Raw genomic sequence first — 25,568 nt, forward strand, 5'->3', positions numbered from 1 at the left:
TGACCCTGACACCCGTCGAGCTGTTGCGGCAAAACGCTCCGGCCACCCGTCCCATAATCGCCCTCAGCGAAGGCAACGACCCCCGCATCACAAAAGGGGCCCTCAACGCGCAGAGGGCCAATCTGGCCGATATCATTCTGGTTGGCCCGTACGCCGAGGTCGAAGCAGCCCTGAAAGATCAGGGGGCTGCGGCCTCTCAGGGCGTTGAGATCCATGACCCTGTGACTTCGGACCTGACCGAAGAATTTGCCCAGACCTTTTTCGAACTGCGCCAGCATAAAGGCGTCGATCGGGCCAAAGCCCGTGCTGCCGTTGAAACACCCCCCGTCTATGCCGCCATGCTGGTGCGCAGCGGACGCGCCACCGGCACCGTAGGCGGGGCCGTTCACACGACCGGCGAAATCGTCCGTGCGGCGATCCAGGTGATTGGCATGGCCCCCGATGCAGGAATGGTGTCGTCTTTCTTCCTGATGTACCCGCCGGAAAACGCTCAGCCCGGGGCGCGGGCGATGCTGTATTCCGATTGCGGGCTGGTCATCAATCCGACCGCGAGCGAGCTGAGCAAGATCGCCATCGCATCCGCCACATCGGCCCGGACGCTGCTGCAGGTCGATCCAAAGATCGCGATGCTCAGCTTTTCCACCAAGGGCAGCGCCAAGCATCCCGACGTGGACAAAGTGATCGAGGCCACTGAGGCGCTGCGCCAAGCCGCGCCGGACCTGAATGTCGACGGTGAATTGCAATTTGACGCCGCCTTTGTACCTTCGGTTGGCGAGCGAAAATCGCCGGGATCGTCTGTCGCCGGGCAGGCCAACGTGATGATCTTTCCCAACCTTGATGCTGGTAATATCGGCTACAAGATCACCCAAAGGTTGGGGGGCTACACCGCTATCGGTCCGGTTTTGCAGGGGCTGGCCAAACCCGCCAACGACCTGTCCCGCGGATGCAGCGCCGAGGATGTGACCCAGATGATCGCCGTGACCGCGCTGCAGGCAACTGGACTGTGACACTTAATTTTCGCACCGTTCCCGGAACGATGTTCTAAAGTACCGAGGAAACTGACAAAATCCTCCTGACATAACCAACTGGACCCGCAAATGACCCATCAGCAGCCGATCCTTGATACGTCACCGAAAGTCTCGGACGAAATCCGCAGGACCACCTGCTACATGTGCGCCTGCCGATGCGGCATCAACGTCCACATGAAAGACGGCAAGGTTGCTTATATCGAAGGCAATCGCGACCACCCGGTGAACAAGGGTGTCCTGTGTGCCAAGGGATCCGCCGGGATCATGCAGGTCAATGCCCCCTCGCGCCTGCGCAAGCCACTGAAACGGGTCGGCCCGCGTGGCTCGGGTGAATTTGAAGAGATCAGCTGGGACGAAGCGCTGGAACTGGCGGTCAGCTGGCTGGAGCCAATCCGCAAAGACAACCCGGAAAAGCTGGCCTTTTTCACCGGACGGGACCAAAGCCAGAGCTTCACCAGCTTCTGGGCGCAAAATTTCGGAACTTGCAACTATGCGGCGCATGGAGGCTTTTGTTCGGTCAATATGGCTGCGGGCGGCATTTATACGATGGGCGGCGCATTCTGGGAATTCGGCCAGCCTGATTGGGACCACACCAAACTGTTCATGTTGTTTGGCGTGGCCGAAGACCACGACTCCAACCCGATCAAAATGGGTATTGGAAAGATCAAGGCGCGCGGTGCACGTGTTATCGGCGTCAACCCCATCCGCAGCGGATACAACGCCGTCGCTGATGATTGGGTCGGCATCACACCGGGAACTGACGGGCTGTTCATCCTGTCGTTGATCCATGTGCTGATGAAAGCCGGAAAGATCGATCTCGACTATCTCAGCCGCTATACCAATGCCCCGGTTTTGGTGAACGCGTCCGAAGGCGCCGGAAGAGGCCTGTTCCTGCGCGACGATGACGGAAAGCCTCTGGTCATCGACCGGAATACAGGCAAGCTGACGGCTTTCGATACGCCTGGCGTTCGCCCGGATTTGTCGGCGGTCTACGAAAACGACGGTGTCGTTCATCGCCCTGTATTTCACTTGATGGCGGAAAAATACCTGTCCGAGGAGCACGCGCCCGAAGCTGTTGCCGAAAAATGCGGTATCCCCGCCAATCGCATTCGCGCGATTGCAGCGGAACTGGCGCGTGTCGCCTTTGACGAGGCGTTTGAGCTCGATCACGAATGGACCGATTTCCGGGGCGAGAAACACACCAAGATGATTGGCCGCCCTGTCGCGATGCACTCGATGCGCGGCGTTTCGGCTCATGCCAATGGTTTCCAGACCTGCCGCGCGCTGCATGTGCTGCAGATCATCCTTGGCACGGTCGAGGTTCCCGGCGGCTTCCGCTTCAAGCCCCCCTACCCCAAACCGGTCGAGGCGCACCCGACACCGCATTGCAAGGTGACGCCCAATTCTCCGCTGGATGGCCCGCATCTGGGGTTTGTCCGCGGCCCGGAACACCTTGCACTGAAGGAAGATGGCAGCCCCGCGCGGATCGACAAGGCGTTCACCTGGGAAAACCCGATGTCCAGTCACGGGCTGATGCATATGGTGATCTCGAACGCACATGCGGGCGACCCGTACAAGATCGATACGCTGTTCATGTACATGGCCAACATGTCGTGGAACTCGACCATGAACACCAAGGGTGTCATCGAGATGCTGACGGACAAAGATGAAAACGGCGATTACGTAATCCCGCGCATCATCTATTCGGACGCCTATTCTTCCGAGATGGTGGCTTACGCGGACCTCATCCTGCCGGACACGACCTACCTCGAACGCCACGACTGTATCTCGCTGCTGGATCGCCCGATTTGCGAGGCGGATGCGGCCGCTGACGCAATCCGCTGGCCTGTGATCGAACCGGACCGCGACGTGCGCGGATTTCAGTCAGTATTGATCGATCTCGCTAACCGAATGAAACTTCCGGGTTTCACCCATGAAGACGGCAGCGCAAAATGGGTCGATTACGCCGACTACATCGTCAATCACGAACGCAAGCCGGGTATTGGCCCGCTGGCCGGATTCCGCGGTGAAAACGCCGACAAGGAAGGGCGCGGAGAGGTCAACCCGGATCAGTTGAACCGCTATATCGAAAACGGTGGCTTCTACGTGGCGCATATCCCGCAAGGCGCGGATTACTACAAACCGTGGAATGCAGCCTATCAGGAATGGGCCGTGGGCATGGGGCTCTATGACAGCCCGCAGCCATACCTATTCCAACTCTACTCCGAACCGATGCGCAAGTTTCAGCTGGCAGCCGAAGGCCATGGCGACCGACAGCCGCCTGATCATCTGCGCCAGCGGATCAAAGACACGATGGACCCGCTTCCGATCTGGTACGAAACCGATCAGCACGGCAACGACGGCTTCACAGTCAACGCGCTGACCCAGCGCCCGATGGCGATGTATCACAGCTGGGGCACGCAAAACGCCTGGCTGCGGCAGTTGCACGGGCGAAATCCGCTTTATGTTCCGACCAGGCTGATGCGCAAGCATGGGCTGAGCGACGGAGATTGGGCTAAAATCACATCCCCTCATGGTGAGATCACCGTCCCTGTGATGGAAATGGCCGCGCTGAACGACAACACCGTCTGGACATGGAACGCCATCGGCAAGCGCAAAGGCGCCTGGGCCCTGCAAGAGGACGCGCCCGAGGCCACCAAGGGTTTCCTGCTCAACCACCTGATCCACGAATTGCTGCCGCCAAAAGGCGACGGGCTACGTTGGGCCAATTCCGACCCCATTACTGGTCAGGCCGCATGGTTTGACCTGAAGGTGAAAATCGAAAAGGCCGACGCGCCCGCCGATGCCCAAAGCCAGCCTCATTTTGACCCAATCAAATCACCGGTAGGAACGGGCCCTGCGAATTTGGCGTGGAAGGTGGGCAAATGACCCGGATCCGCACTTCATCTGGCCACAAATATCCCGGGGGTGAATTGAGCCGCAGGCTCAAGAGGGGGCTGGCCCCCTCACCCGTCCTCAACAGCACAGGTATCCTGACATGACCCAGCTACCGAACTCCACCGAGCGCAAGATGGGTCTGGTGATCGACCTGGACACCTGCGTTGGTTGCCATGCCTGCGTGATTTCCTGCAAAGGCTGGAACACGGAGAATTATGGCGCGCCACTGTCCGATCAGGATGCCTATGGCGCCAATCCTTCGGGCACTTTCTTGAACCGCGTGCATTCCTACGAGGTGCAACCGGCGGAAGGGCACGCGCAACTGATCCATTTCCCTAAATCCTGCCTGCATTGCGAAGATGCGCCCTGTGTTACCGTGTGCCCGACCGGGGCCAGCTACAAGCGGGTCGAAGATGGCATCGTGCTGGTTAATGAAAGCGACTGTATCGGGTGCGGCCTGTGTGCCTGGTCCTGCCCCTATGGCGCGCGTGAACTGGACAAGGCCGAGGGGGTGATGAAGAAATGCACACTCTGCGTCGACCGGATCTATAACGAGAACCTGCCCGAGGTGGACCGGATTCCCTCCTGTGTCCGAACCTGTCCGGCGGGCGCGCGGCACTTTGGCGATCTGGGCGATCCGGACAGCGACGTCAGCAAGCTTGTTGCGGATCGCGGCGGAATGGACCTGATGCCCGAAATGGGCACCAAACCCGTCAATAAATATCTGCCGCCGCGCCCGAAAGACACGGTGGAAGATCAGATCGACATCCTGGCCCCCCTGTTGGCACCTGTCGCTGAAGAGCCCAAGGGCTTCCTCGGCTGGCTCGACAAGACGTTGGAGAAACTCTGATGCATCCTGCACCCTCCGTCATCCTCTTTACCACCCTGTCCGGTCTGGGCTTCGGCCTGCTCTTCTTTCTTGGTCTTGGCCTTCCGGCTGTCTCGGGTTGGGTGGCCTTTGTGTTCTTCGCCATTGCTTACGGTCTGGCCGTCGGAGGGCTGATGGCCTCGACCTTCCATCTCGGCCACCCAGAACGGGCCTGGAAGGCTTTTACTCAATGGAAAACGAGCTGGCTCAGCCGTGAGGGCTGGTGTGCCGTGCTCGCCCTGGTCGTCATGGGGCTTTACGCGATTGGCGTGGTGTTTCTGGATCGGCAATGGAGCCTGCTGGGTTGGATCGGAGCGTTGATGTCACTGGCGACCGTGTTCACGACTTCGATGATCTACACGCAACTCAAGACCATCCCGCGCTGGAATATGAACCTGACCCCCGCCATGTTCCTGAGCTTCAGCCTGGCAGGTGGTGCGTTGCTGGCTGGCCAGACACGGGTTGCCATTCCGCTTCTGCTGATCGCCGCTTTGGTTCAAATCCTGTATTGGAAGAAAGGCGACAAAGCGCTGGAAGCATCCGGAACGAATCTGGGCACAGCCACAGGTTTGGGTAACCGGGGTACCGTCAGAGCGTTCGAGCCACCGCATACCGGTACCAACTATCTGCTGCGTGAGTTTGTTCATGTGGTCGGGCGCAAACATGCCGATAAGCTAAGGGTGATCTCGTTTGTATTGGCCTTTGTCCTGCCGGTTCTGTTTCTGGTCCTGCCATTCAACCATTTCCTGGCCCTGCTGGCAGTGGCATCGCATCTGGCAGGCATCGCGACCTCGCGCTGGTTGTTCTTTGCGCAGGCTGAACATGTCGTAGGGCTTTATTACGGCAAACGCTGAGGGGGCTCTGCCCCCGCCGCGGCAAGCCGCGGCTCCCCCGGGATATTTTTGGCCAGATGAAGTTTGGATCCTGAAAACCAAAAAGGCGGCACTCGGTAGTCGAGGCCGCCTTTACTGGTTTCTGAAGGCCGGGTTAGATGAGGCCCGCGTGTGCCATTGCCGCATCAATCGCGGCTTTTGTGTTGTCTTCCAGCTCAGTCAGAGGTGAGCGGACTTCGGTGCTGCAGAGACCCAGTTTGCTGAGCGCGTATTTGGCGCCGACCAACCCGGGTTCTATAAAGATCGCTTCGTGCAGCGGCATCAGCTTGTCCTGGTATTCCAGTGCCTTTGCATAATCGCCCGACAATGTGGCCTGCTGGAATTCGGCGCATAGCCTGGGAGCCACGTTTGCGGTGACTGAAATGCATCCGACACCGCCATGGGCGTTAAAACCCAGTGCAGTGGCGTCTTCACCGGATAGCTGGCAGAAGTCCTTGCCACAGATCGCACGCTGCTGGCTGACGCGCGCCAGATCGCCCGTCGCATCCTTGACCCCGACAATACGCGGCAACCGGGCCAGTTCGCCCATGGTGGCCGGGGTCATGTCGATGACCGATCGCCCGGGAATGTTGTAGATGATGATCGGAATATCCGCAGCCTCGTGCAGGGCTTGGAAATGCGCGATCAGGCCGCGTTGAGTCGGTTTGTTGTAGTAAGGCGTGACAACCAGCGCCGCATCGGCACCAACTTTTTCGGCGAACTGAACGAACCGGACGGCTTCGACCGTGTTGTTCGACCCGGCACCGGCAATAACCGGAACACGGCCAGCAGCCGTTTTGACCACTTCTTCGATGACCGTTTCGTGTTCGTCGTGGCTGAGCGTCGGGCTTTCGCCGGTGGTTCCAACAGGCACCAGCCCGGTCGAGCCTTCGGAGATCTGCCATTCAACCAGATGTTTAAGCGTCTTCAGGTCCAACTCGCCGTTGTTGAACGGAGTGACGAGGGCTGGCATCGAGCCTTTGAACATGACACGCTCCTTAAGGTGCATATTGCGGTTTTTGCGCCCTGGTCACTCACGTTTCCAGCTTTGTGAGTTGATCCCGCCGGCGCAGGGTTTATCCTCACAGGCTCTATCCTCGGTTGGTTGGGAAATGCAAGGGATGACACGCTTTCTGGCACTGTTGACCGGTTTGATTCTATACGCAGTGACGACACCGCAAGCCGCACGCGCGGATGCGGCCGATGATTTGCGCTCCGGGCTGTATGAAATGCGCAAGGGCGACTGGAATGCGGCGCTGCGCGTATCGGGCCAGCGCGGCTCGGTCTCGCGCGATGTCATCGTCTGGCACTGGTTACGTGAGGGATTTGGCAGCTCGGGCGATGTGCTGGTGTTTCTCGAACGCCGCCCGGACTGGCCCGGGCTGGACTGGCTGCGCCGCAAGAGCGAGCCGGTCTTTACCGGGGCCGATCCCGACAGAGTTCTGAAGTTTTACGCTGGCTTGCCCCCTCAGACTGCTGAAGGCGCGCTGAACTATGCGGTGGCCCTTAAGGCCAAAGGGCGCATTGGCGAGGCGGAAGCCGATATCGTGACAGCCTGGCGTACCATGCCGATGGGGTCGGGGTTGCAAAAGGACTATCTGGAGAATTTTGCCAAACTGCTGAAGCCGCACCATGCCGCGCGGCTGGACCGGATGCTGTGGGATGGCCATTTGGTCAGCGCAGAACAGATGCTGCCCTTAGTCAGCACCGACGAGCGCAAGTTGGCCGAAGCGCGGATCGCATTGCAGAAACGCCAGCCAGGCGTTGACGGCAAGGTGGCGGCGGTGCCGAAGTCGCTGGCAGATACGCCGGGGCTGGCATTCGACCGTTTTGTCTGGCGGGACAAGAAAGAACTGGATGACAGCGCCGTCGACCTGATGCTGGCACGGTCAAGCGGACCGGAAGCCCTGGGCGAGCCTGACAAATGGGCCGAGGGTCGTCGCCGTCTGGCCCGGCTCGAGATGCGATCGGGGCGGGCGGCGCGTGCTTATGACGTAGCGGCCAAGCACCATATGACCCCGGAAATGGGATATTCCTATGCGGATCTGGAGTGGCTGGCCGGGTTTTTGGCCCTGCGCAAACTGAATGACCCCGCCACAGCCGTGCGACACTTCCAGAATTTTTCGGATGCCGTGCAATCGCCAATCTCGAAAGGGCGCGGCGGCTATTGGCTGGGGCGGGCTTACGCCGAGCTTGGGGACGCAGACAAAGCCTATGAGGCCTACGCCATGGGCGCGGACCATCAGACCTCTTTTTATGGTCTTCTGGCGGCGGAACGGATCGGACGACCATTTGACAAGGAACTGGCCAATCCGCGTCGCGCCCCGCATTGGCGTCAGGCAGATTTCGCCGATTCCAGCGTTCTGGAAGCCGGGCTGCTGTTGCTCAAGGCCGGCGAAGACAACTTGTCCGAGAGGTTCCTGACCCATCTTGTCGAAGGTCTTGACCCTGTGCAGGCCAATCAGTTGGGCGACCTTGCGATTGAGCTGAAACAGCCACATCTGGCCGTGATGATCGCCAAGCGGGCAGCGACCACCGGCACCGTTTTGCCTGCGGCCTATTACCCGGTTCATCCGGTGGCCGACATGCGCCTGCCAATGGCCAAGGAAATGACGCTGGCCATCGCGCGGCGCGAAAGCGAATTTGATCCGGTTGTCGTCAGCGGCGCGGGGGCGCGCGGCCTGATGCAAGTGATGCCTGCAACAGCCAAGCTGGTGGCTGGAGAACTGGGGATACTCAGCGGCCATCAGACCGGTCGGTTGACGTCGGACTGGCAATACAATGCCAAGCTTGGCGCCAACTATCTTTCGGGCCTTGCAACCGAGTTCAACGGGAATGTCGTCATGATGGCGGCTGGATACAATGCCGGTCCAAAGCGCCCGATCTCGTGGATGGAACGCTATGGTGATCCGCGCACCGGTGAGGTGGATATCGTAGACTGGATTGAGACCATTCCGTTCAATGAAACGCGCAATTATGTGATGCGCGTGACCGAAAGCCTGCCGGTCTACCGCGCCCGTCTGGGGCAGCCCGCCCTGCCGGTTCCGTTTTCGCAGGAACTGATCGGATCATCGCTGGCGGCGTTCGCGCCATAAGGTAAACAGACCTGCGGCCACAACAATCGCTGCGCCCGTGACAACTTCGGGGCGCAGTTTTTCACCAAAGATCGAAATCCCCAGAATCGCGCTCCAGACAAGGTGGAAATAGGCGAAGGGTTGGACGGCGCTGGCTTCGGCCATCTCATAACATTTGATCAGCAGCCAGTGCCCCGTTGCCCCGCTGACGCACAGCAACGCCATCCACAGCCAGTCGCTGCGGGCCATTGGCTCCCAGAACCACATTCCAAAAAGGGTCATGGCGATGGCACCAACAACGCCGGTCCAGAAAAAGCTGGTGGCCGTGCTGTCCTGACGTGCGACGTAGCGCGTCAGCAGGCCGTAAATCGCAAACAAAAACGCCGAGATCAGCGGTATGACGGCCCAAGGATCAAAAACACCAACGCCCGGCTGCAGAATGATCAGAACACCAATGCAACCGACACCGATCGCAACCCAGCGCCGCCATCCAACCTTTTCACCCAGAACCGGACCGCTCAGCGCGGCGACAAGCAGGGGATAGCTTATGAAAACGGCCATACTGTCGATCAGACCGAGCACTGTGAAACCGAACACGGCGACGCAGATCTCGGTGGCCAGCAGCAGGCCCCGCAGTATCTGAAGCCCCATCTGGTTCGTCTGCATGGCCGCCCTTAACCCGCCGGAAGATCGCGCCGCCAATGCAATGACAAAGGCCGCAAAGAACCAATAGCGGATCATCACCACCATGTAGGTGTTATAGGTTCCGGCCAAATGGCGTGAGATACCGTCCTGCAAGGCAAAGACAATCGTCGCGCCCACCATCAGGGCGATACCCGCACCTGCATTGTTTTTCTGCGTCATGCCTTGAGCGCCCGCGTCATGTGCCGCTTGCGGCCATAGCCGGATGTACGGGTGACGGTGAAACCGGCATCCTGAAGCCCGCGGCGAACAAACCCGGCGGCCGTATATGTGGCTGCCGTGCCATCGGTGGCAGTATGCGCCGCCACTTGCTGCATCAGCTCTGCCCCCCACAATTCAGGGTTCTTAGCCGGAGAGAACCCGTCAAGGAACCAGGCGTTGGCCATGCCTGCCCATTGCGGCAGGCTGTTGCGCGCATCGCCGATGATCACTTCGCATTGAAGGGTTTCAAGATTGCAGGCGTGACCTGTCCAATGGGCTAGAAACCGGCTGCTCCACGGGTGTAACTCGGGGAAGGCCTCAAGCGCGTGACGCATATCATCCGTGGCCATGGGAAAGGCTTCGAAACTGGTGAACCGAAGCGGGCCTGTTTGGCCGGATTTCTCCCATTCAGACCAAACCGTCAGCAGGTTCAGACCGGTGCCAAAGCCCAACTCGGCAATATGAAACCCCGGCGCAAAGCGTTCTGGCAGATCATTGCCTGCCAGAAACACATGGCGCGTCTCTTCCAGCCCGTTCTGCAACGAGTAATAGGGATCGTCGAAACGGTCCGAGACCGGTATCTGATCCTCGGTCCACGTTAATTCGGCGTGCTGGTCTGCCATCGGGGAATCCTGTAGCTAAGCGGCGCGACACTGAACAAGGAAAAGGGAATTGGCAATGGTCGATGTGACGGTTCGCGGGGCAGGAATTTTCGGCCTGTCCATCGCCTGGACCTGCGCCCGGCGGGGCGCGAAGGTACAGGTTGTCGACCCTTTTGGGCCGGGCTCCGGGTCCAGTGGCGGTCTGGTGGGGGCCTTGGCCCCGCATGTGCCCGAAAACTGGAACGCCAAGAAAGCTTTTCAGTTCGACAGCCTGATCATGGCTGAACCCTTTTGGCAGCAGGTCGAGGGTACCGGCGGCGTTTCCCCCGGCTATGGCCGTCTGGGCCGTCTTCAACCCATTCCTGACACCCGCAGCCTTGATCTGGCCCGGCAACGCGAAGGTTCAGCCGATCAACTTTGGCAGGGGCTGGCAGAGTGGCGGGTGATCAAAACATCGCAGGCCGGATCGTGGTGCCCGCCCAGCCCCACCGGCTTTGTCATCCGCGATACACTGACAGCGCGCATGCATCCCCGGCGGGCCTGCGCTGCGTTGGTTGCAGCCCTTGAGGTGATGGGCGTTCACGTTGTCAGTAACGCCGATGATAAAGGACAGGTTGTCCACGCCACGGGCCTAGCAGGATTACTGGAACTGAACGACGCGTACGGAAAAACCGTCGGAAACGGTGTCAAAGGTCAGGCCGCCCTGTTGCGCTTTGATGCAGGAGAGATGCCACAGCTATTCGCAGATGCGGTCCATATCGTGCCACATGCGGACGGAACGCTGGCAATCGGATCAACGTCTGAACGGGATTATGACGACCCGACCAGCACAGACAGTGCTTTGGACGATGTCATAGACCGCGCCACGCGCGCGCTGCCGCTTTTGCACGGGGCCGAGGTGATCGAACGTTGGGCTGGGGTGCGTCCTCGCAGCAAAAGTCGCGCCCCGATGTTGGGCCTGCATCCGTTGCACCAGGGTCAATTCATCGCCAATGGCGGCTTCAAGATCGGATTTGGCATGGCTCCGAAAGTGGCAGAAGTCATGGCCGATCTGATGCTGGAGGATCGGGATTCGATCCCCGATGACTTCCGCCCCGAAGCCTCACTGTGATAGGGCCACAGCCTTCATGCATTCCCGCCCGTCCGGGCCGCGCACCCACATGTCCTGACCGTTCCGGCACAGCTGGGCAGTCTCGAAATGCATCAACGGCGAGGTCGCACGGAAAGAAAACGATTTGAGCGGTCCGCCAAGATCAACTGCAAACAGCATCAGAAGCTGCGCCAGAAGTGGCCCGTGCACAACCAGCCCTTCATATCCTTCCACATCACGCGCATAGTCCAGATCATAGTGAATGCGATGGCCGTTGAAGGTCAGCGCCGAGTAGCGAAACAGCAGGGTGGTATCGAACGCAACCGCGCGGACATCCGTTTCATCCGTGCGCGACTGGGGCGGCGTTTGAGCCGTCACACCCGGCGTGGGGTCTTCACGATAAACAAGATCCTGCCATTCGGTCAGACAAAGTTGGCCACTTTGCCGTATCTCGTGGCGCAAAGTGACAAAACCCAACGGGCCGGACCGCCCCTCTTTTGTGCTTTGGTTATCAAGAACCGATGTCCTGTCAGCAGGGATACCCGCGATCAGTGGTGCATGAAATTCCAATTGCCCACCGGCCCACATTCTGCGGGGCAATCCCATATCCGGGATCAGGCCACCCACCTTGGGATGCCCATCCCGCCCCAGCGCAGCAGGCGGTTGCGGCGCCCAGAAATAGAGCTGATGGAAGAATGGCGGCAGAGCTGAGCCTTTGGCAATTGTTGGCTCAGAGCCCAACGCAACCTGAAGCGATGCGGCACGGGCCGGATCAAGGATATCGCTTTGACGCTGTTCCAACATATGGGCAGTCCAAGCTTAGAAACCGGCCTCGGCCCTGAGTTTCTGCATCAGCATGTGCAGCGAGTTTTCGTATCGCTCGGACAACAACCTACCCTGATCGTCGAACTCATTCGAGCTGTTAGCAAGGTGAATTTCCGGACCCTGCAAGATACGGGGCTGAAAGGGCACCATGCAGGCGCGCAGGATCATCTGTGCCCTTTCCCCGCCGGCGCGGCCACCCGCAGCCGACATTACAGCAACCGGCTTGCTCGCCCATGGATTGCCTTTCGTCCGGCTGACCCAGTCCAGAGCGTTTTTCAGAACACCCGAAGGCCCTTTGTTGTACTCGGGCGTCGAGATGATCACCGCATCTGCCTGCCCGATCTGGTCGGCCAGCATCTGAACAGGTGCCGGTATCCCTTCGGCATCCTCCAGATCGCCATCATAAAGCGGCAGGTTCAGGTCGGCTTCGGTATAGCTGACAGGGTCGAACAACCGGGCCGCTTCGCGCAGCAATTTGCGGTTCGTCGCGCCCTTGCGCAGGGAGCCGGACAGGCCAAGCAGGGTCGGTTGAGACATCAGGGACAACTCCGTTTCAGTGTTTCCCAATAGTTAGACCGAGATTGACCCTGACCAAACCCCCATTGACGCACAGTCATTGCGCAACAGGGGCCGGGCCAGACCGGTCCTGCGTTTCAGGATCACGCGTTTCCGCTGGGGACTACGACAATCTCAACCCGACGGTTTTGCGCTTTCCCTTGCGGCGTCAGGTTGGACGCGACCGGGTTGTTTTCACCCTGACCGTAGGTTCTGATACGGCTGTAGCTGACACCATTGGCCTGCAGGATATCCGCGACCGCGTTTGCGCGACGCTCGGACAATCCCTGATTATAAGACGCGTCACCATCGCTGTCGGTATGACCGATGATCTGCACGTTCGAGTTGGGATAGTTGACAAGGTTTTGGCCCACTTTCACCAGATCCGCCCGCAGCGCCGGGCGCACGGTCGAGCTGTCCGTGTCAAACGTAATGTCATTCGGAACAGTCACGATCAGCCGGTCACCCGCATTGACGATAGTAATCCCGTCATTTGCCAGTTGCTGACGCAATTCCGCAGCCTGCTTGTCCAACTGGTTGCCGATCAGACCGCCACCTGTGGCACCAATGGCGGCACCAGCCAGCGCCCCAAGACCCGGGTTCGAATTATTGGCGATCGCGCCGACACCCGCACCGATAAGCCCCCCCAGAACCGCACCCTGCTTGGTATTTTTATTGGGGTCGTTCTGCACGGTCAGGGTGCCCGGATCGGTACAGGCCGTCACGGCCATGATTGAACACAAGCCTGTCGCCAGGAAAAACTTTGAAATCGTCATGATATCACCTTCTGCTCCGGTACCCGTTCTTCGGGCTTGATCCATTTCACCCAGTATATCACTGCGCTTGCTCACAGGCTCAAGCAACAATGCGGTGAAATAGGCGAATACCCGCCAAAGGCCACTCATACCGGTTCCGCAAAGGTGCCCGCGTGCTGTTGCTCCTGCCAGAGATCGCGCAAAGATTTACCCTGCCCCAGAAATCCTTCGTCAGTGTATTCACTGGACCAGATGCGATCGGTTCTGAAATGGCGAAAGCCGTTTCGCATCTCGCACCACCCTGCCAGCAACGAACATTCGACGTGATAGATCAGCGCCAGTGGGCGCACCACGCGGATGGTTTGTTCGCCTTCACCATCTACGTAAGTGATGCGGATTTTCCGTTCTGCCCGAATAGCTTCGCGGTAATGCGAAACAGAAACACACCCCTTCTCGGGATCATCCGCCGGAGCCCCCCAGGGTGAAACCTGCAACCAATCAGTCGGGCTATGCAGCGCATCGATCTTCTGACAGATCCGACTGGCGGCGCGCTGCAGGTGGCTGTCGCCGGTGCGCGCCAGAAGAGACAGGCCAACCCACAGGGCTTCAACCTCTTCCGCGTCGAAATTCAGAGGCGGCAGATCGTAACCGCGCCGCATCATGTAACCGACACCGGCCTCACCTTCGATAGGTGTTCGCTGGGCCTGCAATTCGGCAATGTCACGATAGACAGTGCGGCTGGACACCTCTAGCCGGGTGGCCAGTGCTTCTGCCGTGACCGGCGCACTTGCGGCCCGCAAGATCTGGATGATTTCAAACAAACGGGTCGAACGGCGCATCGCATTCTCCTGACACTCTGCTGACACCCTAGCACACCCCACTGACAACATGCTGTCAGCAGTGACGCGCGATTATGGGGGGATATCACACAAGGAGCCAAGAAATGCCGCACCTCGACAACCACGTCATGATGACACTGAAACTTGGCCAATGGTCACAGGACCACACACTGCGTGCCTTCGAGATTGAACGTGAGATCGCGCAGGAGCGCCATCGCCGCCAATCGGTTTCGACGAAACGAACAAGACGCATTTCGCTGGGCAACCTGAAGATGCTGTGGGCCAGAATTGCCTGAGATCAGAAATCGGGCAGGGCGCGAAACTTCATCGAATGCCCGCCCTCGGGATGCTTCAGGCGCAATTCTTCGGAATGCAGCATCAATCTGGGAAACTCCCTCGCCGCACCTGTTGCATAGAACGGATCGCCCAGGATCGGGTGACCCAATGCCTGCATATGAACGCGCAGCTGATGAGACCGCCCGGTTTTGGGAAACAGGCGCACGCGAGAGGTCTCGCCCTCATGTTTCACAACGCGCCAATCGGTGACCGCAGGTTTGCCCGTATCATGACACACCATTTGTCTGGGTCGGTTGGGCCAGTCCACGATCAACGGCAGGTCAACCGTGCCGGTCTTTGGCTCCATCCGCCCCCAGACACGGGCAATATAGGTTTTCCGGGTCTGCCGCTTTTCGAACTGCATACTCAGATGCCGTTGCGCATGGGGTGTTTGGGCAAAAACCATGACACCTGATGTGTCCCGGTCCAGTCGATGCACAAGCAACGCCTGAGGGAAAGCCGCCTGCACGCGTGTCAGAAGGCAATCAGCCAGATGCTCGCCCCGCCCCGGTACGGAAAGCAGACCCGACGGTTTGTTCACCACAATCAGCTGCGCATCTTCGTGCAGCACGTCCAGCGCGGTTTGCGGGGGGGCATAGGTTTCGCTCATGCGGGCCTGCCTATCTCAGCGCGCACCTTCCCGCAACGTCGTCCTTGCGCGCCCGGCCATGTTCGGTGAACTTCTGCGCAGGAGGACAGGACATGCACCCGACAATTGAACGACTACAAGAGGTTGTCGCCAAGGGCGATGAGGCGCTGATTCACGATCTGCTGGCCGAAGATGTGCAGTTCCTGCCACCAACCTATTACAGTACGTGGACCGGGCGCGCACCTGTGGCTGCCGTACTTGGCCATGTCGGGCAGGTCTTTTCCGACTTCCGGTATCGCCGGGTCATGGGCGCCGGCAACGATTGGGCGCTGGAATTTCAATGCAAGATTGGAGATTTGGACGGCATTGGCGTTGACCTCATTACACTGAACGAGGCCGGTTTGATCCAAATCTTCGAAGTCGCCATGCGCCCCTACAAAACAGTCGGCGCTTTACGCGAGGCGATGATGGCGCGCGTGATGACTGACGCTCGTTTTCTGGAATTCAAAAACGCCCTGACGTGACTTGATGATGCGCGCCCTGATAGCACCCGACCAGGTACTACGTGTGCCCTTGCTGCCCGTTCTGGCCACGCAAGCGCTTTTGGTGCGCCGCAACGCCCGGCTTTTGCCAGAGCCAACTGGCCCGCGAGAGGGCCGAACAGGGCGTGGCCCCCGCCTTCGTTTGCTGATCACCGGCGATAGCTCGGCGGCCGGAGTGGGCGCGGGAACTCAGGCGCAGGCCTTGTCGGGACAGCTTGTGGACCGGCTGGCCAGAAATCACACGGTTGAGTGGCAACTTGAGGCCACCACAGGGTACACGACGCTGGATACGATTGACCGCCTGAGGGGCATAAAGGGCGAATTCGATGCGGTGGTCACGGCTTTGGGGGTGAATGACGTCACCCGCGCCGTCTCTTGCCGCACATTTGCGGATCGCCAGGCGCAGCTTATCAACATCCTGTCAAACGAACTGGGGGCGCGGCGAATAGTCATCACCGGCGTTCCGCAAATGAACAGGTTTCCGGCCCTGCCACATCCATTGGCCTGGGTGCTTGGCCGTCAGGCTGCGCGGCTGGATAATGCGTTGCAACAGGTTGTGTCCGTCCATCCCCATGTGCTGCACCTGAGGCTTGATCTGCCCGACGACCCGGCCCTGGCGGCACCGGACGGCTATCACCCAAGCCCCCGGGCCTATGCGCTGTGGGCAGATGCTGCAGCACGCCTGTTGCTTCAGGCCTGAGCCCGCGCCTGCCGGATCAATGGGATCGAGTAAATGACCAAAGCCACCCAGATCAGGGGGAATGCGATCATGCGTCCGGTGTCGATCTTCTCACCGAACAGAGTGATGGCTGTAATGAAAATCATAGTCGGCGCAATGTATTGTAGGATGCCCATGGTCGACAGGCGCACCAGCTTGGCTCCGTTCGCATAGACCAGCAATGGCACCGCCGTGACGATACCGGCGCAGGACAACAATGCGGTATCGGACATCGCTGCGCCGAAATGGCCTGTGCCTTGCACACCCAGCCAGGTGACATAGGCCAGGGCCGGGATCAAAAGGATCAGGACCTCAAGCAGAAAACCCTGGTTGGGACCAATTGGAAGGGATCTCTTAAAGAATGCATAGAAACCCCAACTGACCATCAAACCCAGCGCCGCCCAGGGAAGTCGCCCAGCCTCAAGCACAAGCACAAGAACGCCCAGCGCGGCAAGCCCCACCGCGAACAGCTGGGTCCGCGTCAGGGGCTCACGCAGCAAAATCGCGCCTAACGCGATACTGAACAGCGGGTTGATGTAATACCCCAACGCCGCGTCCAGCGCGTGCCCCGTCGAGATCGCCCAAACATAGATCGCCCAGTTCACGGAAATCAGCGCCGCCGTCAAAGCCGCCATGGCCAGCATCCGGGGATTGCCCAGTGCAGCTTTCAAGTCCCGGGTGCGCCCCAGCGCGACCAGCAGCAAACCTGCAACCGGAACAGACCAGATAACCCGATGCGCCACCACCTCGACAGGTCCAATGTGATCCATCGCCTTCATATAAAGCGGCAGGAATCCCCACATGACGTACGCTGTGACAGCCAAAGCCAAACCTTTGGGAGTATCCACATTCTGAGGTGGTAATGGCGTGGGTGTCACGAAGGCTCTCCGGTTTATACCGGTTCCGTTTACGGCAGAACTGAACGGATTGAAAACTCTGAAAACAGTGAAGTGTCACATAACGATTTGTGATAAGTTTGCTGACCGCAGCTGTTGCCCCTAAAATTGCGAGGCTCTGCCTCGCGCTCCGGGATATTTAGAGCCAGGTGAAGCAAGGGATCCGCACTTCATCTGGCCCAAAATATCCCGGGGGAGTCGCCCGGCACGGGCGGCGGGGGCAGCGCCCCCTACCCTGTCTGTCAGACCTTCACCCGTTCGGATTTCGGGTCATACATCGGTTTAAGCGATGCTTCGGCTTTAACCTTCACGCCGCAAACATCGATCTCATAGGTTGAACCCAGAACGTCTGCGGCCTTTTCACCTTCGCACGGGACATAGCCCATTCCGACGGCACCACCGAGGCTATGACCGTAATTGCCGGAACTCAGGTAGCCGACATATTCGCCATCACGCACGATCGGCTCGTTGTGGAACAACAGCGGTTCAGGGTCGGTCAGACGGAACTGTACCAGACGGCTTTTCGGGCCGCTTTCTTTTCGTGCAATCACCGCCTCACGCCCGATGAAATCACAGCCTTTGTCCACCTTGACGGCAAAGCCAAGACCAGCATCAACCACGTGATCCTCACAGGTGATATCGTGGCCGAAGTGCCGGAAACCCTTTTCGATCCGGCAGCTGTCCATCATGTGCATACCACACAGCTTCAGCCCCATGTCCTGACCAGCCTCATGCAGGGTCTCAAAGACGTGGCCCGCCATGTCTGAGGAAATATAGATTTCCCACCCAAGCTCACCCACATAGGTCACGCGATGTGCACGGGCCAGGCCCATTCCGATCTCGATCTGCTGGGCAGTACCAAAGGGGTTGGTCGCGTTTGTGAAATCGTTGGGCGAGACCTTTTCCAGCAGAGCCCGGGCGTTTGGCCCCATGACAGCGAGAACGCCTTCACCCGCTGTGACATCTGTAATGACCACACTGAAATCGCCGACATGGCGCATCATCCATGTCTGATCCGCCAAGCGTGTTGCTGCGGGGGTCACGACCAGATAGCCGGTTTCGGTCAGGCGGGTCACGGTGACGTCTGCTTCGATCCCGCCTGTGCGGTTCAAAAACTGCGTATAAACGATCTTGCCGATAGGGACTGAGTAGTCACCCCCGCCGATGTAGTTCATGAACTTTTCGGCATCAGGGCCTTCCACGCGAATCTTGCCGAAGGAAGACATGTCGTACATGCCCACATTCTCGCGCACGGCTCTGTGCTCGGCTGCGGAATTCTCGAACCAGTTCTGGCGCTTCCAGCTGTACTGGTATTCGCGCTCCTGCCCTTCATTCGCGTACCAATTGGCCCGTTCCCAACCAGCGATTTCACCAAAAACGGCGCCCTGTTCTTTCAGGTGATGGTGGAACGGGGTTCGGCGCACACCGCGTGCCGTAGCTTTTTGGCGATAGGGGTAGTGGTCGGCGTAGAGCAGCCCCAACGTTTCTTTTGAGCGTTCATAAAGGTATTTCTTATTGCCCTGAAACGGCTGCATCCGTCCGATATCAACATCGCCCAGATCAAAGGGCTTTTCACCGGTATCCATCCACTCGGCCAGGGACATGCCCGCGCCACCGGCGGACTGGATACCGATCGAGTTGAACCCGGCCGCGACCCAAAAATTGTCCATCTCGGGCGCCAGACCCAGGTGATAGGCGTCGTCGGGAGTAAAGGATTCGGGGCCGTTGAAGAAGGTGTGAATACCCGCCTCGGACAGCATTGGCATCCGGTTGCACGCCGCTTCGAGGATCGGTTCGAAGTGATCGAAATCCTCGGGCAGTTGGTCGAACTCGAAGTTGTCGGGAATACCGTTCATGGCCCAGGGTTTGGCATTGGGCTCGAATGCGCCCAACATCATTTTGCCCGCGTCTTCCTTGTAGTAGGCGCATTCATCTGGCACCCGCAGAACCGGCATCTGGCTCAACCCTTCAATGGGTTCAGAGACGATATAGAAATGTTCGCAGGCGTGCAGCGGCACATTCACGCCGGCCATCTTGCCTACCTCGCGCCCCCACATTCCCGCGCAATTGACAACCATATCACAGGCGATATGCCCTTGGGATTGCCCGTCATCACTGACCCAGTCGACACCGGTCGCGCGCCGTCCGTGCCGGGAAATCCCGGTCACCTTCACCCGTTCCTTGATCACCCCACCGCGTTGACGCGCACCCTTGGCCAACGCCAAGGCAATATTAGCAGGATCCGCCTGGCCATCGGTTGGCAACCAAACGCCACCTGCCACGCCGTCGAGGTTGATATGCTCATATCGCTCTTTGACTTCGGTCGGAGAAAGCTCTTCGACCGGCACGCCAAAGGCGCGGGCCATTGCCGCATTTCGGTGAAGCTCCTCCAACCGCTCACTGGTCAGGGCGACCGAAACGGACCCGACCTGACGCAGGCCGGTGGCGACACCGGTCTCTTCCTCAAGGCCCAGATAGAGCTCTGCGGAATAGCGCGCCAGTTTGGTCATGTTGGAAGACGCGCGCAGTTGCCCGATCAGGCCCGCCGCGTGCCAGGTGGTGCCGCTGGTCAGTTGCTTGCGTTCTAGCAGAACAACATCGGTCCAGCCCTTCTTGGTCAGATGATAGGCGACCGAACATCCGATGACGCCGCCACCGATGATGACCACTCGGGCCTTGCTGGGAAGATCAACCATCCTGAAATCTCCGCTGTGTCAGGTTTGGCGTAAACTGCCACGGAAGATCGACAACAAATGCACCAAAAACGTCACAAGATCAGCAGTTTTCACCGATGTGTCGAGGCCCGCTTTTCCCGCCGAACGACAAAAGGTGTGACCCCGAAGAAGCTTTTGTAAACAGAGGAAAACCCGTTCGGAAAACCACAGGCCAATCCGATTTCGCGAACGCTCATAGTGGTGTTCAGAAGCAGGTTATTGGCCTTGGCGAGCCGCATTTCGCGATAGAATCCGTTGGGCGTGGTGCCAAAGAAGGTTTTGAACTTACGCTCAAGCGAACGGTTCGACAGTTGTAGCGAATCGACGATCTGATTGATCGGCAGAGGGTCTTCGATATTGGCCTGCATGAGCTTGATGCACTGATCCAGCTTCACATCTCCGGTCGCCGTCAACTTTACCCCCGAGAATGGCTGCATCGAGGCGAAATCCCGGATGTTTTCATGCAACATGATGTCCGCCACGGTCATCTTTGCAGGCCCTGAGATATGGCGACCGATTACTGCCAGCGCGACATCTGTTGTCGCCTCCATTCCGGCACAGGTCACAACGGCGCCCTGTTCGGTTGCAATCGACAGCTTGGCTTCAAACCGGGCCCCGCGTTCCCGCAGGAACGAGGCATTCTCCCAATGGGTTGCCAAATCGTCTGAACCCTGTTCGTCGATATACCGGCTGGCCGCTTCCGCCAGCAAAAACACCTTGGCATCGCGGAAAGTATAGTCCGACACCACCCGCCCCAAAGACAAGTCTGGGTGATCCGGGTCAGAATTGCCGATCACGAAAAGATAATTCGCCTTGGGCTGGTTCTGCACGGGTTCCGTTTGCACCACCGCGTCGCTGCTGCTGGAGATCGGGCCACCTCTGAGCGACCGATAGGCAAAAGTGAACGGCGGCTTCGGACACACACGATTTGCCAGCCTGAGAACCTCGACCAATGAGGCCAGTTCAAGCAGCACAAATCCGGGTGCGACCAGAATATCGAAATGTTGCTGTATCGCCTGCGGTGATTCAAAAGCAACTTTCCTCATCGTTGTCACCTTAGACGATCTCGTGCCCGACAGCACGCAGCCGCTTGGCCAGCGCTTCGATGTGGTCCGGGCCAATTTCGCAGCACCCGCCGACAATCGTAGCCCCCTGACCGACCCAACGCATGACGTGATCCGCATAGGCATCGGGACCAAGATCATGGCGTTGATCCAACGCATCCACTGTCGGCGCGTCCTTTAGAAACTCATCCGAAATATGTGTAAAGCCGTTGGCGTAAGCGCCATAGGGCTTGTTCATGCCGGACAGGATGCCCAGAGCAGCCGGGATCGCTTCGGGGCGCGAACAATTGATCAGCAGCGCGTCAGGCGAAAACTCTTCTACCAAAGGCGCGACATCCCTTAGTGGTTCGCCGGACCTGAGGCGACGGCCATCGTCGTCATTGACCGTGAATGACAGCCAGACTGGTTTGCCACATCCGGTCGTTCCACGCAGCGCGCCCTCGGCCTCCTGCACCGAAGATACTGTCTCGATCAGAAACAGATCGACGCGTGCAGCCATCAAGGCCACAAGTTCAGCGAACTTTTCCGCCGCTTCTGCCGGGTCGGGATTCAGGTCGGGTCGGTAAGATGCCAGAAGCGGCCCCAGAGACCCGGCAATCCGCCCCCCGGTCTCAGTACGGGCACGTTCGGCCTGCGTCAGGGCACTGTCGATAAGGGCGGGCATCTGGTCCTCCATCCCCACCCGCACCAGGCGTGAGCGGTGGACGGCGTAGGTATTGGTGGTCGCAACCGTGGCACCACTGCGGAAGTAGTCGCCATGCACCGCGCCGACCAGATCAGGGTGGTCGATCATCACACGTGTGGACCATAGCGGCGTCGCCCGGTCTCCGCTGCGTTTGACCAGTTCCTGTCCGATTGAACCGTCCAACAGAGTGATCTTTGTCATGTCCTTGCTCCTTAAGGCAGCAGCACGAGTTTACCCGGAAGGGTCTTTGCCTGAAAATCAGCCTGTGCGCGGGCGATATCCTTCAACGGGTAGGTTCGGGAAACCAGTGGTTTGATCCGTCCGGTATTCATCAACTCCACAAGGCGGCCAAAGACTTCGGGCGCCTGATGCGTGCAGCCGTGGATGGTGATATCGCGCAAATAGATGTCTCGCAGATCAGCCTCGACAATCGGGCCGGCAATTGCCCCCGAAACGGCGTAGTGCCCGCCGGGTTTCAGGGCAAGGATCAGCGATGCCCATGCGGGCCCGCCCACCACATCTATAACCGCGTCGAACATATCCTGCGGCGGCAGCTCATCCCGGCCAAATGTGCCCAACGCGCCTTGGGATTTGACGACCTCTGCCTTCGCTGCCGCCGTCACACCCCAAACCGACGCTCCGCGCAGCGCAGCAAGCTGCACCGCCGCCAGACCAACGCCGCCTGACGCGCCGGTGATCAGAACCTTTTGCCCTGCCGTCACGCCCGCGCGCGTCAGCAGGTTTTCGGCAGTACCAAAGGCACATGGAATGGCCGCAATTTCCACGTCTGACAGGGGCGATGCACTTACGTCATAAAGGTCATTTGCTTCAACCAGACAGTATTGGGCAAAAGCGCCATCAATCTCAGACCCGAGCGCAATAAAGCCCTGAGGGCTGCCGGGGCGCGGACGCGGCAGGTTGATCGGGCAAGTCACGCGCTGGCCCTTTTTGAACCCCGAGTTTGGCCCAACCTTTTCAACGATCCCGCACAGATCGCCCCCCTGAATGCGGGGAAAGTTCAGTGCGCCACCCCATCCGCCGGCTTCAATATCCTGATCGACGGCATCCGTCGCACCGGTGACATCCGATGAATACCAGCCGACCCGCGTGTTGATGTCCGTGTTATTCACGCCTGCTGCAGCGACCCGAACAAGCACCTGCCCTGGCCCAGGGGCCGGGACAGGGATATCGTCACGCCATTCCAGCGCCTCTGGCCCGCCATGGCCGGTCAGATAGACGCCGGACATGGTCGCCGGAAGCGTCACGCGCGCAACCGCTCGTTCTCGGGGTCCCAGAGCGGCTGGTCCAGCTCTACCACGGCGCGGCATTTCTGGCCGTAGATTTCGACCTCAAGCTCAGTTCCCGGATTGGCAAGCTCGGCCCGGATCATGCCCAGCGCGATGGATTTACCAACACGGTAGCCCCATGCGCCGGATGTGGTTTCGCCCACGATCTCATCGCCATGCCAGATGCAGGACATATACGGCGCGTCGCAATCGCCCGCATCAACAGTCAGGGTGACGAAGGACTTTTTCACGCCTTGCTGCTTTTCGTTCAGGATTGCAGCCTTGCCCGGGAAGTCCTGCGGTTTGTCCAGCTTGACGAAACGCTCCAACCCGCCTTCAAGCAGGGAATAGTCGGTCGACAGATCGCCCTTCCAGGCGCGGTACCCTTTTTCGATCCGCAGCGAGTTCAGCGCATACATCCCGAACGGCTTGGCACCGGCATCGATGATCGCGTCGTAGATCGCAGGCATATCCGCATTTTCAGCGTGAACTTCCCAGCCCAGCTCACCAGCGAATGAGACACGCAGCAGAGCGACCCATCCGCCTTTGATTTCGCTTTCCTGAAAGCTGAGCCACGGCAAGGTCAGATCGGCCTCGGTAACTTTGCTGAGAATGTCCCGAGATCGAGGCCCGGTAACGATCAGCGTGCTCATCCGCGTTGTCCAGTCTTCCAGCGTGAACTCGGCATCGGCAGGTATGTGACGCTCAAGCCATTCACGGTCATGCCATTGCGCGGTCGCTGCAGTGACCAGAACGAACAGGTCTTCGGCCTCGCGCGTGACCGACATTTCGGTCAGGATGCGCCCGCGGTCATCTGCGAAGTAAACCAGCCCAACCCGACCAATCTTGGGCAATGCCCCTGCAACCAGACCGCGCAGCCATTCATCAGCACCCGGCCCCTGTATTTTGAACCGCGAGAAGCCCGGCAGGTCCAACACGCCACAATGATCGCGCACGGCCTCACATTCTTCCTTGATCCGCTGTTCCCACGGTCCGGACCGTCCCCAAGTGTGGGTCGCGTCGAGCGAGGTGTCATCACCGGGCTGTGCAAACCAGTTGGCGCGTTCCCAGCCGTTATAGGCCCCCATGACACCGCCGTGCGCGATCACCTTGTCATGCACGGGCGACAGCTTCTTGTCGCGTGCGGCAGGCCATTCATGGTGCGGGAAGTGCATGGCATATTCGTTGCCATAAACTTCCATGCCTTTCTGGTTGCAATAATCCTGATCGGTGTAATCGGTATAGCGGCGCGGATCGACGGCCCACATATCCCATTCGGTCGCGCCATCAACGACCCACTCGGCCAGAACCTTGCCTGCGCCACCGCCCTGCGCGATGCCGAAGGTGAAAGTATGCGCCTCGAACGCGTTTTTCACACCGGGCATCGGGCCGATCAGCGGCAGCCCGTCAGGCGCATAGGGGATCGGCCCGTTGATGACGCGTCCAACGCCCGAGGTTGCCATCAGCGGCACTCGCTCCATCGCATCGGTGACGATATCTTCGATGCGGTCCAGATCGTCATTCCACAGCTGAAAGCTGAAATCATCCGGCATCGGATCGTCTTCGGTCATCCAGTGGCCCTTGCAGTTGGGCTCGTAAGGACCAAGGTTGAAGCCGTTCTTTTCCTGCCGCAGGTAGTAAGAGACATCCACATCACGCAGCAACGGCAGCTTGGCACCGCTTTGCTTGGTCCATGCATCGATCTCGGGGATTTCATCGGTCAGCAGGTACTGGTGGCTCATGACCATTGCCGGAACGGTGCGGCCACCGAAGGGCTTGAACCATTCGCCCACACGCTGCGCATAGTATCCGGCTGCGTTCACAACATAGTCACAGGCTATATCGCCTTTGTCCGTGTGCACGGTCCAGGTGTCGTCATTATGCTGCGTCACGCCTGTCGCCGGGCAGAAACGGATGATCTTCTGCCCCATATCGCGCGCGCCCTTGGCCAGCGCCTGGGTCAGCTGCGCCGGATCGATATCACCATCCGTCGGGTCGTAGAGAACACCCTCAAGATCGTGCGTTTCCAGGAAGGGATAGCGCTCTTTCGCCTCTTCCGGGGTCCACATTTCCATCGGGATACCCTGATAGCGGCCCATCGCCATGGCGCGCTCGAACTCCTGCACACGTTCTTTCGAATGCGCCAGTCGGATCGAACCGGTCTGGTGGTAGTTCATCGGGTAATCGACTTCCTCACCCAGACGCGCATACAGCTCGGTCGAATAGCGCTGCATGTTCATGATCGCCCATGAGGTCGAAAAGGTCGGAACGTTCCCTGCCGCATGCCAGGTCGACCCGGCAGTCAGTTCGTTCTTTTCCAGCAGAACACAATCGGTCCAGCCTTTCTTGGCAAGGTGATACAGCGAGGAAGCCCCCACCACACCGCCACCGATTATGACCACGCGGGCTTTTGTTGGAAAATCACTCAT

At 59.2% G+C, this 25,568-nt stretch carries 23 protein-coding genes; 9 read left to right on the forward strand and 14 right to left on the reverse strand.

What is annotated here, in order from left to right; translation table 11 throughout:
* The 4 genes from pta to ACR0ES_RS14180 all read left to right on the forward strand — a co-directional run.
* A partial coding sequence (pta, locus tag ACR0ES_RS14165) for a phosphate acetyltransferase (RefSeq protein ID WP_480871094.1) occupies nt 1-1,007 on the forward strand: 1,007 nt, incomplete at its 5' end.
* Between the two features lie 90 nt (nt 1,008-1,097).
* Nucleotides 1,098-3,917 carry a molybdopterin oxidoreductase family protein gene (locus tag ACR0ES_RS14170; RefSeq protein WP_480871096.1) on the forward strand — a complete coding sequence of 940 codons (2,820 nt, stop codon included), beginning with the start codon at nt 1,098-1,100 and terminating at the stop codon, nt 3,915-3,917.
* A 109-nt stretch (nt 3,918-4,026) separates the two neighbouring features.
* Complete coding sequence (locus tag ACR0ES_RS14175) at nt 4,027-4,776, forward strand: 4Fe-4S dicluster domain-containing protein (RefSeq protein WP_267363598.1); 750 nt, start codon at nt 4,027-4,029, stop codon at nt 4,774-4,776.
* A complete protein-coding gene (locus ACR0ES_RS14180) occupies nt 4,776-5,648 on the forward strand; it encodes a dimethyl sulfoxide reductase anchor subunit family protein (RefSeq protein WP_480484080.1) in 873 nt (290 codons plus the stop codon). The genes ACR0ES_RS14175 and ACR0ES_RS14180 overlap by 1 nt, the downstream gene beginning before the upstream one ends.
* 133 nt (nt 5,649-5,781) lie before the next feature.
* On the opposite strand, the gene dapA is transcribed toward ACR0ES_RS14180, so the two are convergent.
* Nucleotides 5,782-6,654 carry a 4-hydroxy-tetrahydrodipicolinate synthase gene (gene dapA / locus ACR0ES_RS14185; RefSeq protein ID WP_267363596.1) on the reverse strand — a complete coding sequence of 291 codons (873 nt, stop codon included), beginning with the start codon at nt 6,652-6,654 and terminating at the stop codon, nt 5,782-5,784.
* Nucleotides 6,655-6,787: 133 nt separating this feature from the next.
* Between dapA and ACR0ES_RS14190 the strand changes: the two genes are divergently transcribed.
* Nucleotides 6,788-8,761 carry a lytic transglycosylase domain-containing protein gene (locus ACR0ES_RS14190; protein ID WP_480484081.1) on the forward strand — a complete coding sequence of 658 codons (1,974 nt, stop codon included), beginning with the start codon at nt 6,788-6,790 and terminating at the stop codon, nt 8,759-8,761.
* On the opposite strand, the gene ACR0ES_RS14195 is transcribed toward ACR0ES_RS14190, so the two are convergent.
* Together ACR0ES_RS14195 and mnmC2 are read right to left on the reverse strand one after the other, a co-directional pair.
* Nucleotides 8,735-9,604, reverse strand: a complete 870-nt coding sequence (locus ACR0ES_RS14195; RefSeq protein ID WP_480484082.1) for a DMT family transporter — start codon at nt 9,602-9,604, stop codon at nt 8,735-8,737. The two genes, ACR0ES_RS14190 and ACR0ES_RS14195, sit on opposite strands and share 27 nt — an antisense overlap.
* Entirely contained in the window at nt 9,601-10,266 is a 666-nt protein-coding gene (gene mnmC2, locus ACR0ES_RS14200) for a tRNA (5-methylaminomethyl-2-thiouridine)(34)-methyltransferase MnmC2 (protein WP_480539591.1), read from the reverse strand. The genes ACR0ES_RS14195 and mnmC2 overlap by 4 nt, the downstream gene beginning before the upstream one ends.
* Nucleotides 10,267-10,321: 55 nt before the next feature.
* Here mnmC2 and ACR0ES_RS14205 point away from each other — a divergent pair, with 55 nt between their 5' ends.
* Nucleotides 10,322-11,356, forward strand: a complete 1,035-nt coding sequence (locus ACR0ES_RS14205; RefSeq protein WP_480774074.1) for an NAD(P)/FAD-dependent oxidoreductase — start codon at nt 10,322-10,324, stop codon at nt 11,354-11,356.
* Here ACR0ES_RS14205 and ACR0ES_RS14210 read toward each other — a convergent pair.
* The 4 genes from ACR0ES_RS14210 to ACR0ES_RS14225 form a co-directional block, all read right to left on the reverse strand.
* Nucleotides 11,348-12,139 (reverse strand): HTD2 family dehydratase, encoded by a 792-nt coding sequence (locus ACR0ES_RS14210; protein ID WP_480871098.1) that lies wholly within the window; start codon nt 12,137-12,139, stop codon nt 11,348-11,350. The genes ACR0ES_RS14205 and ACR0ES_RS14210 overlap by 9 nt on opposite strands.
* A 15-nt stretch (nt 12,140-12,154) precedes the next feature.
* Nucleotides 12,155-12,697, reverse strand: a complete 543-nt coding sequence (locus tag ACR0ES_RS14215; RefSeq protein WP_480774076.1) for an NADPH-dependent FMN reductase — start codon at nt 12,695-12,697, stop codon at nt 12,155-12,157.
* 122 nt (nt 12,698-12,819) lie between these two features.
* Complete coding sequence (locus tag ACR0ES_RS14220; RefSeq protein WP_209505259.1) at nt 12,820-13,491, reverse strand: YiaD family glycine zipper/OmpA-like lipoprotein; 672 nt, start codon at nt 13,489-13,491, stop codon at nt 12,820-12,822.
* Between the two features lie 125 nt (nt 13,492-13,616).
* Nucleotides 13,617-14,309 carry a helix-turn-helix transcriptional regulator gene (locus tag ACR0ES_RS14225; protein WP_480774077.1) on the reverse strand — a complete coding sequence of 231 codons (693 nt, stop codon included), beginning with the start codon at nt 14,307-14,309 and terminating at the stop codon, nt 13,617-13,619.
* A 104-nt stretch (nt 14,310-14,413) separates the two neighbouring features.
* Between ACR0ES_RS14225 and ACR0ES_RS14230 the strand changes: the two genes are divergently transcribed.
* A complete protein-coding gene (locus ACR0ES_RS14230) occupies nt 14,414-14,605 on the forward strand; it encodes a hypothetical protein (protein WP_267363584.1) in 192 nt (63 codons plus the stop codon).
* 2 nt (nt 14,606-14,607) lie between these two features.
* Here the strand turns inward: ACR0ES_RS14230 and ACR0ES_RS14235 are convergent, their stop codons facing one another.
* The gene (locus ACR0ES_RS14235; RefSeq protein WP_480871100.1) at nt 14,608-15,255 is read right to left on the reverse strand and encodes an RluA family pseudouridine synthase; all 648 of its coding nucleotides are present in this window, start codon (nt 15,253-15,255) and stop codon (nt 14,608-14,610) included.
* 92 nt (nt 15,256-15,347) lie between these two features.
* Here ACR0ES_RS14235 and ACR0ES_RS14240 point away from each other — a divergent pair, with 92 nt between their 5' ends.
* Both ACR0ES_RS14240 and ACR0ES_RS14245 read left to right on the forward strand, forming a co-directional pair.
* Nucleotides 15,348-15,758 (forward strand): nuclear transport factor 2 family protein, encoded by a 411-nt coding sequence (locus ACR0ES_RS14240; protein WP_209504951.1) that lies wholly within the window; start codon nt 15,348-15,350, stop codon nt 15,756-15,758.
* Between the two features lie 4 nt (nt 15,759-15,762).
* The gene (locus ACR0ES_RS14245; RefSeq protein WP_480484090.1) at nt 15,763-16,476 is read left to right on the forward strand and encodes an SGNH/GDSL hydrolase family protein; all 714 of its coding nucleotides are present in this window, start codon (nt 15,763-15,765) and stop codon (nt 16,474-16,476) included.
* On the opposite strand, the gene rarD is transcribed toward ACR0ES_RS14245, so the two are convergent.
* The 6 genes from rarD to ACR0ES_RS14275 all read right to left on the reverse strand — a co-directional run bounded on the left by rarD (nt 16,467) and on the right by ACR0ES_RS14275 (nt 25,568).
* Nucleotides 16,467-17,372 (reverse strand): EamA family transporter RarD, encoded by a 906-nt coding sequence (rarD, locus tag ACR0ES_RS14250; protein WP_267363579.1) that lies wholly within the window; start codon nt 17,370-17,372, stop codon nt 16,467-16,469. The two genes, ACR0ES_RS14245 and rarD, sit on opposite strands and share 10 nt — an antisense overlap.
* Before the next feature lie 260 nt (nt 17,373-17,632).
* Nucleotides 17,633-20,086, reverse strand: coding sequence for a GcvT family protein (locus ACR0ES_RS14255; protein ID WP_480871102.1), 2,454 nt, complete (start codon nt 20,084-20,086; stop codon nt 17,633-17,635).
* A gap of 89 nt (nt 20,087-20,175) precedes the next feature.
* The gene (locus ACR0ES_RS14260) at nt 20,176-21,150 is read right to left on the reverse strand and encodes a GlxA family transcriptional regulator (RefSeq protein WP_480871104.1); all 975 of its coding nucleotides are present in this window, start codon (nt 21,148-21,150) and stop codon (nt 20,176-20,178) included.
* Between the two features lie 10 nt (nt 21,151-21,160).
* Nucleotides 21,161-22,054, reverse strand: coding sequence for a homocysteine S-methyltransferase family protein (locus ACR0ES_RS14265; RefSeq protein ID WP_480871106.1), 894 nt, complete (start codon nt 22,052-22,054; stop codon nt 21,161-21,163).
* A gap of 11 nt (nt 22,055-22,065) precedes the next feature.
* On the reverse strand, nt 22,066-23,100 hold the full coding sequence (locus ACR0ES_RS14270) for an alcohol dehydrogenase family protein (protein ID WP_480871175.1): 1,035 nt from the start codon (nt 23,098-23,100) through the stop codon (nt 22,066-22,068).
* A gap of 14 nt (nt 23,101-23,114) precedes the next feature.
* Nucleotides 23,115-25,568: a GcvT family protein gene (locus tag ACR0ES_RS14275; RefSeq protein ID WP_480871108.1), complete on the reverse strand. Its 2,454-nt coding sequence runs from the start codon at nt 25,566-25,568 to the stop codon at nt 23,115-23,117.

It is taken from the genome of Ruegeria sp. N7 (genome assembly GCF_056531345.1).

What these genes read in the sequence shown, in the direction of transcription:
- ACR0ES_RS14225 (WP_480774077.1), bottom strand. Translation starts at nt 14,309, where the DNA reads ATGCGCCGTTCGACCCGTTTGTTTGAAATCATCCAGATCTTGCGGGCC.
- ACR0ES_RS14275 (WP_480871108.1), bottom strand. Translation starts at nt 25,568, where the DNA reads ATGAGTGATTTTCCAACAAAAGCCCGCGTGGTCATAATCGGTGGCGGT.
- ACR0ES_RS14270 (WP_480871175.1), bottom strand. Translation starts at nt 23,100, where the DNA reads ATGTCCGGCGTCTATCTGACCGGCCATGGCGGGCCAGAGGCGCTGGAA.
- ACR0ES_RS14215 (WP_480774076.1), bottom strand. Translation starts at nt 12,697, where the DNA reads ATGTCTCAACCGACCCTGCTTGGCCTGTCCGGCTCCCTGCGCAAGGGC.
- ACR0ES_RS14265 (WP_480871106.1), bottom strand. Translation starts at nt 22,054, where the DNA reads ATGACAAAGATCACTCTGTTGGACGGTTCAATCGGACAGGAACTGGTC.
- ACR0ES_RS14170 (WP_480871096.1), top strand. Translation starts at nt 1,098, where the DNA reads ATGACCCATCAGCAGCCGATCCTTGATACGTCACCGAAAGTCTCGGAC.
- ACR0ES_RS14210 (WP_480871098.1), bottom strand. Translation starts at nt 12,139, where the DNA reads ATGTTGGAACAGCGTCAAAGCGATATCCTTGATCCGGCCCGTGCCGCA.
- ACR0ES_RS14195 (WP_480484082.1), bottom strand. Translation starts at nt 9,604, where the DNA reads ATGACGCAGAAAAACAATGCAGGTGCGGGTATCGCCCTGATGGTGGGC.
- ACR0ES_RS14180 (WP_480484080.1), top strand. Translation starts at nt 4,776, where the DNA reads ATGCATCCTGCACCCTCCGTCATCCTCTTTACCACCCTGTCCGGTCTG.
- ACR0ES_RS14245 (WP_480484090.1), top strand. Translation starts at nt 15,763, where the DNA reads ATGATGCGCGCCCTGATAGCACCCGACCAGGTACTACGTGTGCCCTTG.
- ACR0ES_RS14260 (WP_480871104.1), bottom strand. Translation starts at nt 21,150, where the DNA reads ATGAGGAAAGTTGCTTTTGAATCACCGCAGGCGATACAGCAACATTTC.
- dapA (WP_267363596.1), bottom strand. Translation starts at nt 6,654, where the DNA reads ATGTTCAAAGGCTCGATGCCAGCCCTCGTCACTCCGTTCAACAACGGC.
- ACR0ES_RS14230 (WP_267363584.1), top strand. Translation starts at nt 14,414, where the DNA reads ATGCCGCACCTCGACAACCACGTCATGATGACACTGAAACTTGGCCAA.
- ACR0ES_RS14240 (WP_209504951.1), top strand. Translation starts at nt 15,348, where the DNA reads ATGCACCCGACAATTGAACGACTACAAGAGGTTGTCGCCAAGGGCGAT.
- ACR0ES_RS14220 (WP_209505259.1), bottom strand. Translation starts at nt 13,491, where the DNA reads ATGACGATTTCAAAGTTTTTCCTGGCGACAGGCTTGTGTTCAATCATG.
- mnmC2 (WP_480539591.1), bottom strand. Translation starts at nt 10,266, where the DNA reads ATGGCAGACCAGCACGCCGAATTAACGTGGACCGAGGATCAGATACCG.
- ACR0ES_RS14205 (WP_480774074.1), top strand. Translation starts at nt 10,322, where the DNA reads ATGGTCGATGTGACGGTTCGCGGGGCAGGAATTTTCGGCCTGTCCATC.
- ACR0ES_RS14175 (WP_267363598.1), top strand. Translation starts at nt 4,027, where the DNA reads ATGACCCAGCTACCGAACTCCACCGAGCGCAAGATGGGTCTGGTGATC.
- ACR0ES_RS14235 (WP_480871100.1), bottom strand. Translation starts at nt 15,255, where the DNA reads ATGAGCGAAACCTATGCCCCCCCGCAAACCGCGCTGGACGTGCTGCAC.
- ACR0ES_RS14190 (WP_480484081.1), top strand. Translation starts at nt 6,788, where the DNA reads ATGACACGCTTTCTGGCACTGTTGACCGGTTTGATTCTATACGCAGTG.
- ACR0ES_RS14255 (WP_480871102.1), bottom strand. Translation starts at nt 20,086, where the DNA reads ATGGTTGATCTTCCCAGCAAGGCCCGAGTGGTCATCATCGGTGGCGGC.